The 18,849-nt window shown below is 40.6% G+C and carries 15 protein-coding genes; 5 read left to right on the forward strand and 10 right to left on the reverse strand.

Annotated elements, in window-relative coordinates; all coding sequences use genetic code 11:
- Positions 1 to 160: 160 nt before the first annotated feature.
- The 9 genes from QT711_RS07770 to QT711_RS07810 form a co-directional block, all read right to left on the reverse strand.
- Complete coding sequence (locus QT711_RS07770) at positions 161 to 1,147, reverse strand: DMT family transporter (protein ID WP_317943186.1); 987 nt, start codon at positions 1,145 to 1,147, stop codon at positions 161 to 163.
- Between the two features lie 166 nt (positions 1,148 to 1,313).
- Complete coding sequence (gene gcvPB, locus QT711_RS07775) at positions 1,314 to 2,897, reverse strand: aminomethyl-transferring glycine dehydrogenase subunit GcvPB (RefSeq protein WP_317943188.1); 1,584 nt, start codon at positions 2,895 to 2,897, stop codon at positions 1,314 to 1,316.
- 17 nt (positions 2,898 to 2,914) lie between these two features.
- The gene (gcvPA, locus tag QT711_RS07780) at positions 2,915 to 4,300 is read right to left on the reverse strand and encodes an aminomethyl-transferring glycine dehydrogenase subunit GcvPA (protein ID WP_317943190.1); all 1,386 of its coding nucleotides are present in this window, start codon (positions 4,298 to 4,300) and stop codon (positions 2,915 to 2,917) included.
- A 33-nt stretch (positions 4,301 to 4,333) separates the two neighbouring features.
- Positions 4,334 to 5,119: an SDR family NAD(P)-dependent oxidoreductase gene (locus tag QT711_RS07785; RefSeq protein ID WP_317943192.1), complete on the reverse strand. Its 786-nt coding sequence runs from the start codon at positions 5,117 to 5,119 to the stop codon at positions 4,334 to 4,336.
- A gap of 39 nt (positions 5,120 to 5,158) precedes the next feature.
- Positions 5,159 to 5,986 carry a carbohydrate ABC transporter permease gene (locus QT711_RS07790; RefSeq protein ID WP_317943194.1) on the reverse strand — a complete coding sequence of 276 codons (828 nt, stop codon included), beginning with the start codon at positions 5,984 to 5,986 and terminating at the stop codon, positions 5,159 to 5,161.
- Positions 5,986 to 6,873: a carbohydrate ABC transporter permease gene (locus tag QT711_RS07795; protein ID WP_398295783.1), complete on the reverse strand. Its 888-nt coding sequence runs from the start codon at positions 6,871 to 6,873 to the stop codon at positions 5,986 to 5,988. Before QT711_RS07795 ends, QT711_RS07790 begins: the two co-directional genes overlap by 1 nt.
- 64 nt (positions 6,874 to 6,937) lie before the next feature.
- A complete protein-coding gene (locus QT711_RS07800) occupies positions 6,938 to 8,230 on the reverse strand; it encodes an ABC transporter substrate-binding protein (RefSeq protein ID WP_317943197.1) in 1,293 nt (430 codons plus the stop codon).
- 23 nt (positions 8,231 to 8,253) lie between these two features.
- Positions 8,254 to 11,331: a beta-galactosidase subunit alpha gene (ebgA, locus tag QT711_RS07805; protein ID WP_317943200.1), complete on the reverse strand. Its 3,078-nt coding sequence runs from the start codon at positions 11,329 to 11,331 to the stop codon at positions 8,254 to 8,256.
- Between the two features lie 183 nt (positions 11,332 to 11,514).
- Positions 11,515 to 12,708, reverse strand: coding sequence for an ROK family transcriptional regulator (locus QT711_RS07810; RefSeq protein ID WP_317943202.1), 1,194 nt, complete (start codon positions 12,706 to 12,708; stop codon positions 11,515 to 11,517).
- 206 nt (positions 12,709 to 12,914) lie between these two features.
- Between QT711_RS07810 and QT711_RS07815 the strand changes: the two genes are divergently transcribed.
- Genes QT711_RS07815 through dgoD form a run of 5 tightly spaced genes read left to right on the forward strand, consistent with a single transcriptional unit; the run spans position 12,915 to position 17,354 of the window.
- Complete coding sequence (locus QT711_RS07815; protein WP_317943204.1) at positions 12,915 to 13,697, forward strand: SDR family NAD(P)-dependent oxidoreductase; 783 nt, start codon at positions 12,915 to 12,917, stop codon at positions 13,695 to 13,697.
- Between the two features lie 16 nt (positions 13,698 to 13,713).
- On the forward strand, positions 13,714 to 14,664 hold the full coding sequence (locus QT711_RS07820) for a sugar kinase (protein ID WP_317943206.1): 951 nt from the start codon (positions 13,714 to 13,716) through the stop codon (positions 14,662 to 14,664).
- A gap of 9 nt (positions 14,665 to 14,673) precedes the next feature.
- A complete protein-coding gene (locus QT711_RS07825) occupies positions 14,674 to 15,321 on the forward strand; it encodes a bifunctional 4-hydroxy-2-oxoglutarate aldolase/2-dehydro-3-deoxy-phosphogluconate aldolase (protein WP_317943207.1) in 648 nt (215 codons plus the stop codon).
- Positions 15,314 to 16,225 (forward strand): SMP-30/gluconolactonase/LRE family protein, encoded by a 912-nt coding sequence (locus QT711_RS07830; protein WP_317943209.1) that lies wholly within the window; start codon positions 15,314 to 15,316, stop codon positions 16,223 to 16,225. Before QT711_RS07825 ends, QT711_RS07830 begins: the two co-directional genes overlap by 8 nt.
- Positions 16,206 to 17,354, forward strand: a complete 1,149-nt coding sequence (gene dgoD / locus QT711_RS07835; protein WP_317943211.1) for a galactonate dehydratase — start codon at positions 16,206 to 16,208, stop codon at positions 17,352 to 17,354. Before QT711_RS07830 ends, dgoD begins: the two co-directional genes overlap by 20 nt.
- A 217-nt stretch (positions 17,355 to 17,571) precedes the next feature.
- Here the strand turns inward: dgoD and QT711_RS07840 are convergent, their stop codons facing one another.
- The gene (locus tag QT711_RS07840) at positions 17,572 to 18,771 is read right to left on the reverse strand and encodes an iron-containing alcohol dehydrogenase (RefSeq protein ID WP_317943213.1); all 1,200 of its coding nucleotides are present in this window, start codon (positions 18,769 to 18,771) and stop codon (positions 17,572 to 17,574) included.
- Positions 18,772 to 18,849 lie beyond the last annotated feature (78 nt).

Genomic DNA, 18,849 nt, shown 5'->3' on the forward strand with positions numbered 1-18,849 from the left:
GGGACAGGTAGGGTCGGGGATACGGGGTGATCGCTTAGGCCGAGGGGCTGCTGGGATAGAATTGTTTCAGCAGTCCCTCTATGCGACAAGAAAGCAGAGGTACGCCATGAAGCAGGTACGATAATCTTTTTAGAACATTATAGTAGTGCAAAATGAGCAGTTAGTAGTCCTCTGGATTAAGTAACTGAGCTTCGTCCTCAATTTCAGCGTCGGAAGCTTTTCGTCTTTTAATTTCCCAACGCTGGTGTAGGTTATTAAGTACAATCATTAAACAGACGATGGCAACTCCAATTAGCTCGAAATGAGAGATGGCGTGACCTTGAATAGCTTGAATAATAATTGTTGTGATAGGCGCAACGTTAATAAAGAGGATTGTATTAATGGGCTTTAAAAATACAACAGCTTGATTCCACAAGAGAATGGATAAAAGGCCTGGTATCAAAATCATATAAATAATATGGAATCTAATGTCATAGATTGCTTCTAATTTTGGTATAGGCACAAGTCCCATTGCGCTAATAACTAAAATGACGAGTGTTGAAATGATTGTCCCGTAAATCACACTTAATGTAGAGTAGCGCAGTACGGACCAGTCAGGAAATCGACTCCCCCCAATCGTGTAAAAAGCCCAGCCGCCTGCCGCAATTAGCAGAATGAGTAACGGGATCAGTCGATTAAAGGCAAGCAAAGAAGACATCTCCCCTTTTGTAATTACTAATAAGACACCAATAAAAGCACCTATTATTACGACTATGGTGAATTTATGTACTTTTTGACGATACACAATCCATATTACTAAAATCGATATAACAGGAGATAAGGACTCCATAACAGAAGCCAAAATGACACCTTCTCCACCTAGTAAGTGCTGCCCCCAAAATATAAACAAGTTATATACTGTGAAACCCATTATCCCAAAAAATATAATATGTACGAAATTTCCTTCAGAACGAAAAGCGGCTTTCCCTTCTACGATGAAGAGTACGACGCTAAAAATTATTGCAATCGGGATGTACCTTACTAATGCAAAATAAAAAGGATCTATATGTACTAAAGCAGATTCAGCAATCGGGTACATAGAACCCCAGGAAGCACTTGCTAGAATCGCAAGGATGGCCCCAATGATTAGTTTGCCTTTCATTTTCATTTAGCGACTCAACTCCATTTTGAAAATTAAAACTCTGTTTCGATTTTGACTTCAGCAATACAAAGACAAAAGACAGACGCCATCCATTTGGTTTCATGAGCTCTCGCCAGTCCGCCAAATGGTGTATCTGCCTAATGCCAATTCCTTTCATTATCAACAAGTCTTCTTATTCTTTATAAAATACTTCTATACCACCATGTTTCTTTTGCAACGCCCTCCAAGTGTTTGCCCATTTGCTTGGATTCTCAAAGTAATCTTCATCGATTATACGATGTATTGCGGCGTGATAAGGTGCATTCTTTACTTTTTCAGGGTTTTCATATGCTTCTTTTGCAATATAACGCAAAGAATTAATATACTCATCCAAATCCGCTTTAGAATAGGATTCTGTCGGCTCTAGCGTGAAAGGTTCCGGAACAACGTACGGATGATGACTTGTCCAGTATTGATGACCAAAGTCGGCCATCCTTCTCGAGATATCGTCTGTTGTCACACCCGTTTCTTCGGTCAGTTTCTCCCAACTATAACGCACTTGCTCAAGCCTCTTGCCTTCAATATACGGAGCACTGGCACCTGGTATTTCTAGTATCTTTTTGTATAAATAGTTGTTATTCAGTACTGCAATTTCCGCGACCGCCTTTATTCCTTCAGCTCCGAGTGCACGAATCCAAGCATATGCTCTTAATATGTTTTGAGGCACACCATGATAGGAACGGACCTTGCCGATTGAATGCTCAATGTGATTATTCAATACGTATTGATCCCCAACTTTCTCTACCAAAGGCGCTGGTAAATAAGCTGCTAATTTATCCGTTACCCCTAAAGCGCCTGCTGCAGGCCCACCAGATGCATGAGGTGTTGAGAATGTCTTGTGCAAGTTAAAGAAGCACATGTCAAAACCGGCTTCTTTCGCGCGTGTAATGCCTAATAATCCGTTTGCATTCGCTTGATCGTAATAACAAATCCCACCGGCATCATGTACAATCTGTGTGAATTCTTTAATTTTATCATTAAAGATTCCCGTGTCTTCTGGATTAGCGACTACAAAACCAGCGGTCCTATCAGAAACTACCTTTTTTAATTCTTCAATATCCGGGTAGCCATCCTTGTCAGGGTATAATGTAATAATTTTATACCCCTTTACAGCTGCTGTAGAAGCCTGTGATGGATGAGAGAAAATTGTTGTAATGATTTCATCTCGTTGGTCACCTTCTCCTCTGGATTCGTGATACGCCCGCACCATAGATGCCATGGCAAATAGCGCTTGTGTACCAGAACCAGACTGAAATGAAAACTTATCCATGCCTGAAATTTCTCGCATGTAAAGATCTAATTTATGCGTGACTTCCAAAATACCTTGTATTGTATCTACGTCTTGCTTCGGATGCAAAGCAGTCATTTTTGAATGTGCAGCAAATTCCTCATTCACTATGGGAGAATATTTCATTGTACAAGTTCCCTGACCCATTTCAACATTCATTGCCGCGCCAATAACTTCTTGCGATAAACGTAAATAATGTCTAAGAACACGATTTTGAGTAATTTCAGGTAACTCTTCAATTTTGCCACGTCGCAATTCAGCAGGTATTTCAGCCAGTGCATCTCCTGTTACCTCTTGAATTGCAGGATTTACTTTTGGCAATTGTACGCCTCTTTGCCCCGCTGTGTGTAGCTCAAATAGTAGCGGTTCATCCCATTTAGCTTGTTGAAATGCCCGCACTTCGCGGTTATCCAGTTTTTGTGGTTTCAACTTCATTCCTCCCTCTCTTATTCAACAATTTCCTTTAAAGCTGTAACTAATGTATCGATGTCCTCTTTGGAGTGAATTTCTGTTACGCAGAATAACGCACATTCTCCAAATCCCTCAAATTCTTTTGATAAGTCAATTCCACCAAAGATTCCTTTGTCCTTTAAGGCACGTGAAATTTCTTCCACTGTCTTACCTGTTGCATTAAAATCAACTACAAATTCCTTGAAATTCAAGCTTCCAAATTTCGAAGGATTAACACCTTTCACTTCTTTTAATTTCTCAATGGCATACCGTGAATTATGCATAATGAGTTCACCCACTTCTGCCATTCCGTGCGGTCCCATTAGTGCTAAATAGACACCTGCTGTCAAAGCCCACATGGATGTCTGAGTGCCAACCGACTCCTTTCCTTTTTCACGCTTTGCAAAGGAAGTACGATCGTATAAAATATCACCAAATCCGTATTCCCCTTTTTCAATGGTAGGTGCAATACCAAATAAGCGAGAAGGAAACTCCTGAACATATTCAATTTCATCCCGGGTGGAAATGAACCCCGATAAACCTCCGCCAAAACTCATATGAATGCCTAAAGACTGAAGTTCTCCACAAATAATATCAGCTCCATACTTGCTTGGTGTTTCAAGAATACCTAATGAAATCGGATCTACCCCGACAATCGACTCTGCTCCAACACTTCGTGCCAGACTAGTGATTGTTTTACCTTCTGTCTCGATAAAACCAAGATAGCTCGGATTTTCAAAGTACACCGCAGCAACAGCGTCATTGAGTTTGCTTTGTAGATGATCAATACGCATTCTTCCAGTAACTTTGTCATATTCAACCAATTCTATTGTGATAGCTGGTGAACAATAGTTTTTAACGACTTGGAGCCGTTCAGGAGAGATCGTTTCGGATACGAGAGCAATCGATCTTCCTGTCTTACGTGCCGCCATACGAATAGAAGTTGCGATGGCCTGCGCCCAGTCAAATGTAGGTATGTTGACGACATCCATCTCCAGCAAAGCTCCCATTAAACTTTGATATTCAAAAAGTGCTTGATAGCGACCATGATCTTCAAATTCATCTCCAGCATATGCAGTCAAAAATTCAGCACGGGAGTTTATTTCATCACACACAGCAGGAATGTAATGTTCCCAACATCCGCCTCCTAGAAAGCTAATTACATCTTGTGTGCTCGTATTATTAGTAATTGTCCCTATAACCTTTTTACGTAATTCCAGTTCAGATAGCCCTTCAGGTATGTTCAATTTCCCCTTGAATAGCAGATCGTCCGGAATCGAGTCAAATAGATCTTCAACACTGTCTACACCAATTTCTTTGAGCATTTGTTCCTTAATTTTCGGTTCCGTATTCGGTATATAAGGATGTGCAAATTTAGTCAATGTTAACGCCTCCTGTTTTATATGATGTAATTCTTAGGCCAATCCTCCACCATCGACCACTAGCGAACTGCCTGTCATCCATTCGGCTAAATCACTAGCTAAAAAGAGTACAGATTTAGCAATATCATCAGGTGTACCGATCCGTGCCAATGGCCGATCAACACCTGAAGACTTTAAAAATGCTTCTTCATCCACATTTAATTGCTTCGCTTCTCCACGCAATAAAGGCGTATCCGTGTCTCCTGGATTTATGCTATTTACTCGGATTTTTGAAGGCCCATGGTCAATTGCCATTGCACGTGTTAAGTTGACAACCCCTGCTTTGGCGGCACAATAGCTCGCTGAATGATCCCCGCCTTTAAGACCCCAGCCTGATCCTGTGTTAATAATGCTGCCGCCACCTGATTTTTCAATTACAGGAATCACATACTTGGACAATAGGAAAACCCCTTTCAAAGATACATTAATAACTCGGTCCCATTCTTCAGAAGTGTGATCCACTACTGTTTTGCGTGTGATAATTCCTGCATTATTAAACAGAACGTCAATGCGACCAAATCTGTCCACGATTTCAGAAGTGACCTTTTTGCAGTCTTCTTCACTAGTCACGTCACACTTATATCCAGCAACAGAATCACCGCCATTGCTTAACTCTTCAGCCTTTTCATATACAAGTGACTCATTAATATCTAGAATGGCAACTTTCATTCCGACTTTGGCAAACAACCTTGCTGTTGCCAGTCCGATTCCTGATGCACCACCTGTAATTACAGCCACCTTTCCTTGTACATTCAACAAATCATCCACAAAGTTTTTCATCTTGCAACAATCCCCCTCTAATTTCTATCATTTTGCGATTTACTCTTTAATCGAACCACCCATAATGCCAGAAACGAAGTTTTTCTGGAACACTAAGAAAAAGATTAATATGGGAATTATCGATAATGTAGTGCCAAGCATGACCTGGCCATAATCAATGCGTGCCAATCCTACCAAGCTGGAAAGCGCGACAGGTAATGTTGACATCTCGGTTGTCTTTAGTGTGATTAGCGGCCAAAGTAAACTGTTCCATTGAGACATGAAAAGAAAGATGGAAACGGCTGCAATCGCTGGACGCATTGTCGGCAACACCACTTTGAAGAATATTTTGAATTCTCCAGCCCCATCAATGCGTGCCGCTTCGATCATAGAGTCCGGTACAGAGCTCAAATTTTGTTTCATTAAAAAGATTGCAAATGGAGAAGCCAATGAAGGCAATATGATCGCCTGGTATGTATTCAACCAATTCAGATTCACCATGATTTCAAACAGCGGAATTAATGTGACTTGAAAAGGAATCATTAGCGTACATAAAATAATGAAAAAACTTATTGATTTCCCTTTGAATTGAAATTTCGAGAACGCATAGCCTGCCATCGAAGCTATGAGTACACTGAGAAACGTCGAAGTAAATGATACAAAGATTGAATTCCATACGACTCTTCCAAAATGCATGGACTCGTTTAATGACTTCAAATTCTCAAATAGATGATTACCAGGTAGTAACGAAGGTGGAATGCTCAAAATCTCTCCAGATGTTTTCGTAGCTCCTATGGCCATCCAGTAGAAAGGAAAGAGAGAAATCGCGACACCAATCAAGAGAAAGCTATACATTGCTATTTTTGGAAACATCACTGATTGTTTCATTATTTTTCATCTCCAATCAGTTTGATCTGCAGCCAAGATATAACAGCGATAATAAGAACCAAAACATAGGCCATCGCTGAAGCATAACCGAAATTAAAATACTTGAATCCAGTTTCATATAAATACAAAGTGATCGTCATCGTCGCATTATTCGGTCCGCCTCCCGTCAAAATATAGACCTCGTCAAACAATTGAAGGGTTCCGATGGTGGAGGTGACAATTGTAAAAATAAATACTGGTTTAAGCAGGGGCAACGTAATCGTAAAGAACTTTTTTAAAGGACCTGCTCCATCCATTTCTGCTGCTTCGTATAGTTCATCAGGTATGGTTTGTAATCCAGCTAAAAAAATTACCATGTTATATCCAACCCATCTCCATGTCATAACCGAAACAATTGCTACCTTTGACCAAAACGGATGACTTAACCAGCAAATTGGTTCCACTCCAAACAAGCCCAAGAAATAGTTTGCTAACCCATAGTTTTCATCCAAAATAATCATAAAAACGAGAGAAGCTGCTACCAAAGCTGTAATTGCTGGCAAAAAGAATGCGGTACGAAACAATCCCTTAAACCGTAAAGCGGCTGAATTTAGTAAAACCGCTATCACCACTGACAAAGAAATCATTATTGGCACTTGTATGAGCAATAACTGAAATGTATTGCCGAGTGACTTATAAAAGATCGGATCCTGGAAGAGCTTAGCGTAATTGGCCAAACCAACGAAATTTGTTATTCCGCCCTTGGTGCTTTGAAAACTTAAAATCAAGGATGAAAAGACAGGATATACCGTAAAGAGGAGCAGCAAAATTACAGAAGGGGCCAAGAAATAATATGGTGCTGTTTTTGGCGAAATCTGAAGTAGACTATTTTTCTTTTTGTTAATCAACACATTCACCCCAAATGTCCGAAGAGGAATGGGATCATTCCTCTTCAGGAACTTTTCTTGAAATTTATTTCATTTCATTTTCCAACTGTTTTTTTGCTTGTTCCAATGCTTCTTTAATCGGCTTCTTATCTAATAAAATTGTCGCTTGTGTATTTGCCATGATTTTACCAGCTTGAGCGGTATATTCAGTTACTGTTACTTTAGGGACTTCACTTACGATATCTGCAAACTTCTTGAAAATAGGGCTGTTATTAAAGTACTCACTTTCTGACGTGAAAATTGGAGCATCGTAAGTAGTCTTTAATGATGGAAATAACCCATACTTTTCAAAGCCTAATAATTGAATCTCTTTATTGGTCGTAAAATATTCGACAAATGCATAGGCTGCATCTTTGTTATTTGAGTACTCTGAAATCGTTATTGCTGATCCACCCACGTTTGCATATCTTGTACTGCCTTCCTTGAATTCAGGTAAATAGAACATATCCCATTTCCCTGAAAGGTCAGGAGCTTGATCCATGATAGTACCTGTATACCAGGCACCATATGGAATTGTGGCCACATCACCATTGACCGTAGCTGTGACAATGCCATTCCAGCCACTATTATTCAACACAATCCCTGCATCATAAAATTTCTGAACCATTTCCATGGATCGAATTGCTTCCTCTGATGTGATGTCGATATTGCCATCCTCATCAAAGTAAGATTTGCCTTGTTGCTGCATCATCATTTCAAAGACCCCAGCGTAATTCGCTATATCGATCGGCAGCATTTTAATTCCGGTTTTTTCTTTCAACTGAATGCCAGCTTCTAAAAAGTCATCCCAAGTTTTAATTTCATCAGCTTGGATTCCGGCTTCTTCAAAAAGATCTACCCGATAGAAGACACCTGCTGGTCCAATATCCCATGGCGCCGCACTCAGCTTTCCTTCAACAGTGACACTTTCTAATTTTGATTCGCTGAACAATTCCAGATGCTTGTCATAACCCATCGTAGACAAGTCTACAAAGCCATTAGGAAACTGTGTTAGATAGCCAGGTATTCGCTCGTCTTCCATTAGGATAACGTCCGGTAATCCTGCACCTTTTGAAACCAAACCTACTGTCAACTTCTCATACAAATCTCCACTGCTGAAGTCTTCAACCTTAACTTTGACATCCGGGTATTCCTCATTGAATTTCTCAATTGACGCCTTAAACGTTTCAGCAGCTACATCCCAACCCCAGACAGTTAGTTCCCCATCAATCTTGCCGTCGTCTCCAGCAGCATCTACCTCACTGCCAGAGTCACTATTAGAACACGCAGCCATCAAAAGCAAAACTCCCATTATTAACATAAAGAACGCTTTTCTCATCATACAACCCCTCAGCTTCCCTTTTAATTTATTTTTTCAAGGTAAATCAACTTCTCTTCTCTTTCTTTTTTCGAAAACAAGGAAATCTTTACTTCTAAACGAAACTCCTCAAATTTACAACGATACTTTTCCAGCTGGCTTTGGCCACAGGAATTCGAACCGAGCCCATTTTGTTTATAATCTACATGTAGAACAATGTAGTCTCTTTTTCTAAGGTCAATTGTATGCTTCGCCTGTTCCAGATCCACCTCTTCAAAATACGATGCACTAAAGTCAAAATCTGAATTTCTCTTTGTTACCATCATTCCTAGGCCATTGTAATCTGTAGCACTCATCCATCTCGTTTCTGTTCGGTTTCCATTCGCTTGTGGATGTACATAATTGGTAAATAGATCATCGACACTCTTTTCGTAATACCCGACAAGCTGCGCCTCTTTCGAATCAGAATAAGACTCTCCCGGCCCTTTCCCGAGCCATGCAATGTTGTTCATCGATTGAGCAATATTCATTTCAATACCAATCCGAGGGATCATCAAAGGAGCTTGGTCCAACTCTCCCGCCGGACGTCCAGCTACTTCATATAGAATGTCCCCATTCGGATAGATCTCGTATCGTTGCTGGCACTGGTAAAACCATGAGGCATTTGTCGTTCCATTTACAGTTTCTATGGAAATGACCACTTTGTTTTCTTCCTGTGTATAATGAAAATGCTCAACTCTTTCATGCCACAAGTGCATGAAATATTTTTCTTTATAATCTTTTACTAGATACATATCATTATCTATCGGAGCTCTCCAGAACTGTAATTTAGGTCCTGCCTCAATGAGCTTGACGTTATCCCTAGTCCCGTTAACCAACTGGCCCGTAATTTTGTCAAAAATCAACTCGAATTTCTCTGAATAGACCTTAAGCATCCATTGTGACTCTTCGACAAAAACCGATCCTTTAGGGACTAATTTAATTTCTTCTTTCTTCACCGGTATTTCAAACTGTGCCGTTGCTAGTACATGTCCTGCTGAACACCAGTTTGTAGAACTTTTAGTTGAATAATAGATTGTTAAAAAAACGTCTCCAAAATAGGCCTTTTCAAAATCAAACTGTAAGGGTAGTTCAATTTCTTTAGAAGAACGTGCTGGAATAAACGGCAACTGGAATTCGTTACTTTCAAGCACTTGGTCATTCAATTTAATTTCATAATGAAGCGTCAAATGCTCCAACGAGATGAAGTCATATTTATTTTCGATTTCCAGTTGACCCTTCTTCAAATCAATGGAGTATGTGTGAACGGGTTCAATAACCTTTTTGTATTCAATTAAAGCTGGTGACGGTGTACGATCGGGCATAAGCAGTCCGTCAATACAAAAGTTTCCATTGGTTGGATCATCGCCAAAATCACCACCATAACGATAATAGACCTCACCATTATCCCCAATCGTTTCGATCCCATGATCAAACCATTCCCATATGAAGCCACCTTGCAAATGCTCATGTGCGTATATTAGCTCTTGATATTCCTTCAAACCGCCAGGGCCATTCCCCATTGCATGGCCATATTCGCAATGAACATGCGGTTTTTCGCTCGTTTCAATAATATCGTTCATCGTCTTCCGGCCCTTTGGCTGATTTTCAATCCATGTATACATTGTTGAATAGACATCAGTGACTTCTGCTGTGGAGTCACCTTCATAGTGAATTAAGCGCGTAGAATCAATTTGTCTTGCTGCTTCTGCCATCTGTTTAAAGCAATGACCAAAACCTGATTCGTTGCCCAATGACCACATAATGATGGAAGGATGGTTTTTGTCTCGATGAACCATTCGCACCAATCGATCCACCATAACTTTCTCCCAATCAGCGCCATCCGCAATCCGGTGATAATTAGCAGTCAATTCAAAGCCATGTGTTTCGACATCCGCTTCATCAATTACATACATTCCATACTCATCACATAAGTCATAAAGAAATGGCGAGTTAGGATAATGCGCTGTTCGAATGGCGTTAATATTATGCTGTTTCATTAATTTAATATCCCGAATAACATCCTCTTTTGAAACGACTCTACCAGTCTTTGGATTGTAGTCATGACGATTCACACCTTTGAACTTAATCGCAACTCCGTTCACCGTAAACGTTTTGCCTTTTAGCTCGATCATTCTAAACCCAACGTTTTGTTTAACGACTTCTTGGACTTCATTCTCCCATTTAACAGTCATGAATAATTGATATAAATATGGGTTTTCTGCACTCCACAGGTTTGGTGCTTCTACTCGCTTTTCAAAATTCACCTCGTCATCGTCAATTGTTTTCTCTTCTTTAAAGACTTCCTTACCCCGTGCATCTAATAACTCGTATTGAATCGAAACTCCCTTTTTCACATTGCGAAAAGAGGATTTCACACTTAATACAGCGCTTTCATAACTTTCGTCTAAAATGGTTTCCACTTTATAATCTTGAATTCCTGTTGTTTTCTGCGTAAACAACTCAACATCTCTGAATATACCGCTCAACCACCACATGTCCTGATCTTCCAAATACGTTCCATCAGACCATTGATACACCCGAACCGTAATATCATTCGAACCTTCCTTGATGAAAGAAGTAATATCAAATTCCGTTGTCAAACGTGCTCCTTTCCCATAACCGACTTCCTTGCCATTAATCCAAACATGAAACGCAGAATCGACTCCATGAAATCGAAGAATTGTTTGTTCTTGTAACCATTCAGCAGAAATGAAAAACTCTCTCTTGTAAATTCCTGTTGGATTCTTTGTTGGCACATAGGGTGGATTAATCGGGAAGTTGTACCACAAATCCGAGTAATGCATGCTACCATATCCTTTTAATTGCCAGTTACTCGGCACTTCAATACTGTCCCAAGAAGATGTGTCAAAATGCGGTTTCTCAAATTCACTCGGTGAGTATTCCGGAGCATCCAAAAATAGAAACTTCCAATTTCCATTCAATAACTTGTAAGCAGTATCAGCAGACAAATGTTCATTCTCTGCGTTTTTTCTTGAATTGAAGGAATTGAAAAACGCCCGACTCTTCATAACGTTCTTACCTGTGATCGTATAATCTTCCCACACTTTATAATTTGCCATGATAATCCCCTCTCGAATTCCTAACATACTGTGTCACTAAAAATTTTCATGACATTCGAATTTATAAAACTAGATTGTGTTATTAGTTAATTAAATTAATTAACTTAGATTCTAGCATCACGAAATACCCTCTGTCAATTGTTTTTTAAAAGTTATAAATAATACTGCATTTCACAGAGATACTCAGTTATTGGTCGGATGAAACACTGAATCCAGAACGATTGCAATCGCTCCTTTAACTGTACTATCAGACCCTAGTTTAGCTAACACAACTTCTGTATCTTTTACTTGCTGCGTCAATCCTCTATCCTGAATCGACTTTTTAATACTCGGCATAATAAATTCACTCGCCATAGATACCCCGCCACCGATGACAATTCGATCGGGATTAAGAAGATGGATTAAGTTGATAATACCGATGCCTATAATCGTTCCGGTTCTTTCCAATACTTTAATTGCGATTTCATTGCCCTCTTTCGCCAATTTATAGACCGTCTCACCCGAAAGGGGCTCTTTCAATTGATTGATCATTTCAAGTGTCATCTCTTTTTTTGCTTGCCTAGCAATGGCATCTCCTGTTGCAAGGGTTTGTAAGCAACCTACATTCCCGCATTCGCACAATTCTCCATATAAATCGATTGTCATATGACCGATTTCTCCAGCTACACTTTGTGCTCCATAAAACAATTTCCCATTTAAAATGATTCCCGATCCAACCCCACTGCCAATATTCAGAGCAACCAGTGTCTCAAGCTCACCATGCTCATCGAACCAGTACTCTCCCATCGCCATAGCTCTTGCATCATTATCGACTTTTACCTCTATATCGAATTCTTTCTCTAAATGCTGCTTGATTTGCAAATTCCTAAAACCTAAGTTGGGTGCGAATAAGCTTGTCCCAGTTATCGCATCAACAGCTCCATGCATTGCAACCCCTATTCCGATTACTTTCTCCTTCGGTATATCTGCATGAAGAAGATAGGCAACGCCTTGTTTCATTTCCTGCAAGAACTGTTCTTCTGAAATTCCCTTTACAGATGGACTTATGTACTCTTTTTTCGTTTGTCCTTCTAAATTTGTCAGAATGCACTTAATGTACCCTGGCCCAGCATCTACTCCTATTACAAAAAGATGATTACTATTTAACATAAGGAGGGTTGGTTTACGGCCTCCCTGGGACTCTCCTAATTGAGTCTCTCTAATTATTTCTTTTTCGAGTAAGCTTTTTACAATATTGCTGACGGTCGGTGGTGTAAGTCCAGTTTCACTAGCAATCTGAGCTCTCGATATTGGTGCATTTTTACGTATTTTGTTTAAGACGATTGTACGATTTATAGACTTCATCCATTTAAATGTGCCATGTCCCACTTTTTTCATCCTTCCTACAATTAACTACTTTTAATATCGTTTCAATCTCATTATACATAGGATGCTAGTTGAATAACTATTATAACGATTGCCACATTAAGAAATATCATGTACAATTTTCTTATTCGAATTTATTTTTAGATTGTTATTAGGTTTACTTTGATAATTAATTTAATTAAGTAAGATACTTCTTAAACTTTAAAGTGGGTGATGATATGAACGTAGCAAACAAAGTCGTGATTGTCACAGGATCCGGGAAAGGCATTGGCCGGGCAATCGCTGAAGAATACGGAAAACGAAAAGCAATCGTAATTGTAGCGGAAATCGATGCGTCAGCAGGTCAGGAAGTTGAAGATACGATCCGCCATCATGGAGGTCAGGCACTCTTTATCCGAACGGATGTAACCAACGAAGACAGCATAAAACAAATGATTAAGAAGACAACAGAAACATACGGACCAGTCGATACACTTGTGAATAATGCAGGAATAACGATTTTCAAACCTATTGAGGATTGTACGCTGCAAGATTGGGAGCTTGTGATGAATACCGACTTAAGAAGCGTTTTCTTAACAAGTAAATATATCACCGGCATCATGAAGGAAAACGGTGGCGGATCAATTATTAATATCGCCTCCAATCATGTGCATGCTACGCTTCCAGATACTGAAATGTATGCTGCAGCTAAATCTGGCGTTGTCGGTTTTACGAAGAGCTTGGCGTTAAGCCTAGGGAAACACGGGATTCGTGTGAATGCTGTTTGTCCTGGCTTCATGGATACGTATCATTACCAAAACTGGCTTTCTAATTTTGACGATCAGGCGTTTATCCAAAAAGAGGTCGATGAATTACATGCCACGCAAAAGATGGGCAATCCACAAGAAGTTGCAAACGTATGCATTTTCCTCTCTTCAAATTTAGTAGATCAAATGACCGGTTCGTGTATTACGTTGGACGGTGGTTTAAGCACAAGACTTTATCATTCAAAATACGCCTAAACAAAGGATGATGATGATGGATGTTTTAACAATTGGAGAGAGCATGGTTGTTCTCTCACCTAAAAATCCAGGAGCCATGCGGTATAGTACAGATTTCACCCGTTTTTTTGCTGGAGCTGAATCGAATGTCGCAATAGCCCTTACCCGTCTCGGCCATTCTGTAAAGTGGGTTAGCCAGGTTGGTAATGACGAGTTTGGTACTGCCCTTCTATCCTTTATCCGTGGCGAAGGGGTGGATACATCACTTGTAAAAGTTAGTGATTCAGGACCTACCGGATTGCTCTTCAAGGAGATTAGGCATTCTAATGATATCCGCGTTCATTATTATCGTGATGGCTCTGCTGCCTCTCATATGCAGCCGGATAGTTTAAAAGAAGATCAGGTTACTGGATTAAAGGTATTTCACGTGACAGGGATTACACCTGGACTTAGCGACTCGGCATACCAACTCATTCTTCAAGTACTGGAATGGTGTAAAAAGCATGCTGTCACCGTAATTTTCGATCCTAATATACGTGCAAAATTTCTAAAGCAGCCTACTTATTTGGAAAAATTACAACGGATTCTTCATTACACTGACGTGTTTATCCCTAATACACAAGAAGCCGTACAATTACTGAATGTCCATGATATGAAGGAACAGGTAGATGCCGCTTTTTCGTACGGAATAGGTACCGTCATTATTAAAGACGGTCAAACAGGGGCTTATTATTTCACTGATGCACAAGAAGGTTTTGTACCTCATTTTGATGTGGAAATTGTCGATTCGGTCGGTGCTGGAGATGCTTTTGCAGCGGGGATTATTTCAGGAATACTCGATGACCTTTCATGGGATGAAATCGTACGACGTGCAAATGCTTTAGGAGCTTTGGCGATTACAGCTGTCGGAGATATTACAAACCTTCCAAATCGTAATGAACTCGACGAATTCATGAAAGGAAATCGTGCAGACAATGTACGAAGATGAGGTGACTGTATGAATCAAACACTAAAAAAAATTACGGACAATAAAATTATCGCAATTCTAAGACGTCTAAATGAAAAAGACATTTATAAAATCGTGGATGCACTGGTAGAAGGGGACATCCAAGTTATCGAGATTACGGCAGATACAGAAAATATATTACCTATTATTGAAAACCTCAAAAAGAAGTATGCGACACAATTAACAATAGGTGTAGGTACAGTACTCCATCCAGATCGAATCGCATCTTTTATTCAAGCGGGTGCAAGTTTTATCTTATCGCCCAATGTGAACGAAGCGGTTATTCAGCATACAAAAAAATTAGGAGCCATTTCAATACCCGGGGCATTTACACCTTCCGAGATTGTCTGCGCCTACGAATACGGAGCGGATATTGTAAAAGTATTTCCCGCTAATCGATTTGGTCCATCCTATATAAAGGATTTACAAGCTCCCCTGCCCCATATTCCACTCCTTCCAACCGGCGGGATTGATGAAACGAATATCGGACAATATTTACAGATGGATTGTGCAGGATTTGGAGTGAGCAGCGGCCTTCATACGAATTGTATGGATCCAAATTCCGATCAGTTAAAAACGATTACAGAAACAGCAAAGAAATTAGTTGAACAGGCTCAGGGAGTGAGAAGAAATGCGTGAAGCGGAATTGTTTTGTGAAATGCAAGCTGCACTCGGAGAAGGTCCTGTCTTTCATACCGAATCCAATAGTTTATATTGGACCGATATACTTAAGAAACAATTGCATTCCTTTTCTTTACATGAAAAGCGGTTAACAACGATTCAAACAGATAAGCACATTGGCGCATTTTCCTTCGTCGATGAAAAAACGTTAGTCGTTGCTGCGGATAATGGGTTCTCTTTCTTTGATCTGGAAGATGCAACATTTACATTTATTACAGATCCTGAAGAAGCGCTTCCCCAGAATCGTTTTAATGATGGAAAATGTGATGCCCGGGGACGTTTTTGGGCTGGCACAATGGAATTCAAGCCAACCTCTCCAAATGGTAGTTTGTATAGGTTAGATACTACTAGAAACGCTCTGAAGCTAGAATCTTCAATTATTATTTCAAACGGACTCGCTTGGAATAAAGATCATACGATAATGTATCATGTGGATAGTGGCCGAAATGCAATTTATGAATACAACTATGATCTAGAAACAGGAACCATTCATAACCGTAAGCTGCTCTATACATTTGAAAACGACTACGGAACGCCTGATGGTATTGCAATCGATTCCAATGATTGCCTTTATATTGCATTATGGGGTGGCGCAAAAGTCATCTATTTTAATCCTACAACTTGTGAAATCCTTGAAGAAATCGTTATTCCAGCTCCTCACGTAACATCTGTTACTTTCGGAGAAAAGGATTTTAAGACACTATACATTACAACGGCAAGAGATGGATTAAGCAGTGAGCAACTCGAGCAATATCCACTATCAGGCAGTGTCTTTAAAGTGGACGTTCCTGTTGCAGGCATTCCATTGCATCCATACCAATCATGTAAAGGAGTGATTCAAAGTGAAAATTGTAAGCTATGAACTTTTCAAAGTGCCGCCACGCTGGCTATTTTTAAAAATAACAACATCCGAAGGCATAGTAGGTTGGGGAGAGCCTGTTATTGAAGGAAAAGCAGATACTGTAAAAGCAGCAGTTATTGAAATGATGGAACAGCTTATTGGAAAAAATCCATTTCATATTGAAGACCATTGGAATATGATGTACCGCAGTGGATTTTATCGTGGCGGTCCTATACTAATGAGTGCAATTGCAGGTATCGATCAAGCCTTATGGGATATTAAAGGGAAGTATTACAATGCACCCATCTATGAATTAATGGGAGGCGCTTGCCGCGATAAGATTAAGACCTATGCATGGGTTGGCGGAGACCGCCCTTCAGACTTAATTGCCTCTACACAGGCAGTAATAAATACGGGATTCGATACCGTAAAGATGAACGCGTCAGAAGAACTGCAAATCATTGATTCGCATAAAAAAGTCGATGCGGTAATCGAACGCGTTGGTACATTGCGCGATCATTTTGGTGATTCCATCGACTTCGGAATTGACTTTCATGGCCGTGTTCATAAACCGATGGCCAAGGTGTTAATAAAAGAACTAGAACAATTCAGGCCACTGTTCATCGAAGAACCTATACTACCCGAACAGAATGATGCGTTAAAGGTATTGAGCCAGCTAAGCTCAACGCCGATTGCTATCGGTGAAAGAATGTTCTCTCGCTGGGACTTTAAAACCGCCCTGTCAGACGGGTATGTAGACATTATCCAACCAGATCTATCGCATGCAGGCGGAATTACAGAAGTGAAGAAAATCGCCTCGATGGCAGAAGCCTATGATGTCGGCCTTGCTCCACATTGTCCATTAGGTCCAATCGCCTTAGCCGCTTGTTTACAAGTTGATGCGACAAGCTATAATGCCTTTATTCAAGAGCAAAGCTTAGGAATTCACTACAATGAGCGAAACGACATGTTGGATTATGTGTCAGCAGACAAGTCTTTCACCTATGAAAATGGATTTCTACATATTCCAAAACTACCTGGCCTAGGTATTGAAATCAATGAAGCGTATGTCCAAGAAATGAGCAAAATTGGCCATCAATGGAAAAATCCAATTTGGCGCCATCCAGATGGCTCCATTGCCGAGTGGTAATTAATACACCATACATGAATCCCATGTTGAAAAGTTGGACGTGATTGCAGACTGTGAGAAAACTCCGGAAGATATTGAGTTTTCTTTCAGTCTTTTTTAACAGACTTGATTTCATTAACTTTGCACTTGTTTTATAGAACGTTTTGGCAAGAGACGACCGGATTTCGTCGCAGAAAACTCCTTTTCATTCAGGTAATTCTTGAACAGTAGCATCCTCCTACCTAACAATTCGCCGAATAATCCCCTCCATATCCTTCTTTCCAAATATCTTCGGTACCGGATAGAGTGGATTTGCTTCTTGGAGGGCACGTTTGACCATCATGGGGATATCACGCTCTACGATGCAGTCGATCGTTGAAGGGATGGCCATCTTCTCATTCAATGTTTTGATGGATTGGATGAAGGCCACTGCTTTTTGTTCGGTTGTGTCGAATGCATTTGAAACGCCTGCGGCATCGGCTAGATTTGCTAATGGTTCGTGGATTGCTTTTCCGTAATGCTCTAGGACATGCGGCATGATGACTGCGTTTGCGAGTCCGTGCGGTACGTTGTAAAATCCGCTGAGTGTATGCGCGATTGCATGAATATTGCCGACGTAGGCGCGGGTGAATGCCATACCAGCTAAGTAAGCGGCTTTTTGCATATTGTCTCTTGCCCGTAAATTATCGCCGTTTAAATAAGCTTCGTAAAGATTCTCATAAATGAGTTTCACCGCTTCAATGCTCCACTGCCTTGTCTGCTTCGTCGCACTTTTTCCGATGTATGCCTCAACTGCATGAGTGAGCGCGTCCATTCCGGTCGTTGCGGTAATATGCTTGGGCAGATTGACGGTAAGGACTGGATCGAGGACCGCCACATGCGGAATGAGTACCGGGTCCATCATTGCATATTTTTCATGCGTTTTGCTGTTGGATACGACGCAAGCCAGTGTCGCTTCACTTCCCGTGCCTGAGGTCGTTGGAACGGCGAACAGGGGAGGCATCTGTCCCCTCACTTTCAAAATCCCTTTCATATTAGGAATACTTTTTGTCGGTCTTGCTACGCGGGCTCCAACCCCTTTTGCACAATCAATCGGCGAACCCCCGCCGAACGCGATTATCCCACTGGCACCACTCTCATGATACAGCTGCAATGCCTCCTCAATCTGGTCGATTGTCGGATTCGGAACTGTCCGATCGTAAATCGCATAGCGGATTTTCTCACGTTGCAACCCTTCAAGTAACCCTTCCATAAGCCCCGTTGCAATAATACCTTGATCCGTAATGATTAAAACGGTGTCAATCCCGCGCTTGGCAATCAATCCTGGTAAGTCAGCGACACTATTTTCACCGGTTATCAGTTCCGGAACTCGCCATGGCAAAAAAGCAGCCGACACTTTCATCACTTGTTGGAAGCTGCGGCAATACAATTTGTACATACAAATCCTCCCATCTGAAGCCTAGCAGTCACATTCCATTTGTTGAATAACACTTCTTATCCGGTGTTCCAGGAAAAT

The sequence above is a fragment of the Sporosarcina saromensis genome, from assembly GCF_033253735.1.
Lineage (GTDB): Bacteria > Bacillota > Bacilli > Bacillales_A > Planococcaceae > Sporosarcina > Sporosarcina saromensis.

Bases quoted from the DNA above. Each gene is read 5' to 3' on its own strand.
- QT711_RS07800 (WP_317943197.1), bottom strand. From the start codon at position 8,230: ATGAGAAAAGCGTTCTTTATGTTAATAATGGGAGTTTTGCTTTTGATG.
- QT711_RS07820 (WP_317943206.1), top strand. From the start codon at position 13,714: ATGGATGTTTTAACAATTGGAGAGAGCATGGTTGTTCTCTCACCTAAA.
- QT711_RS07825 (WP_317943207.1), top strand. From the start codon at position 14,674: ATGAATCAAACACTAAAAAAAATTACGGACAATAAAATTATCGCAATT.
- QT711_RS07790 (WP_317943194.1), bottom strand. From the start codon at position 5,986: ATGAAACAATCAGTGATGTTTCCAAAAATAGCAATGTATAGCTTTCTC.
- QT711_RS07840 (WP_317943213.1), bottom strand. From the start codon at position 18,771: ATGTACAAATTGTATTGCCGCAGCTTCCAACAAGTGATGAAAGTGTCG.
- QT711_RS07770 (WP_317943186.1), bottom strand. From the start codon at position 1,147: ATGAAAATGAAAGGCAAACTAATCATTGGGGCCATCCTTGCGATTCTA.
- QT711_RS07785 (WP_317943192.1), bottom strand. From the start codon at position 5,119: ATGAAAAACTTTGTGGATGATTTGTTGAATGTACAAGGAAAGGTGGCT.
- QT711_RS07810 (WP_317943202.1), bottom strand. From the start codon at position 12,708: ATGAAAAAAGTGGGACATGGCACATTTAAATGGATGAAGTCTATAAAT.
- QT711_RS07830 (WP_317943209.1), top strand. From the start codon at position 15,314: ATGCGTGAAGCGGAATTGTTTTGTGAAATGCAAGCTGCACTCGGAGAA.
- ebgA (WP_317943200.1), bottom strand. From the start codon at position 11,331: ATGGCAAATTATAAAGTGTGGGAAGATTATACGATCACAGGTAAGAAC.
- QT711_RS07815 (WP_317943204.1), top strand. From the start codon at position 12,915: ATGAACGTAGCAAACAAAGTCGTGATTGTCACAGGATCCGGGAAAGGC.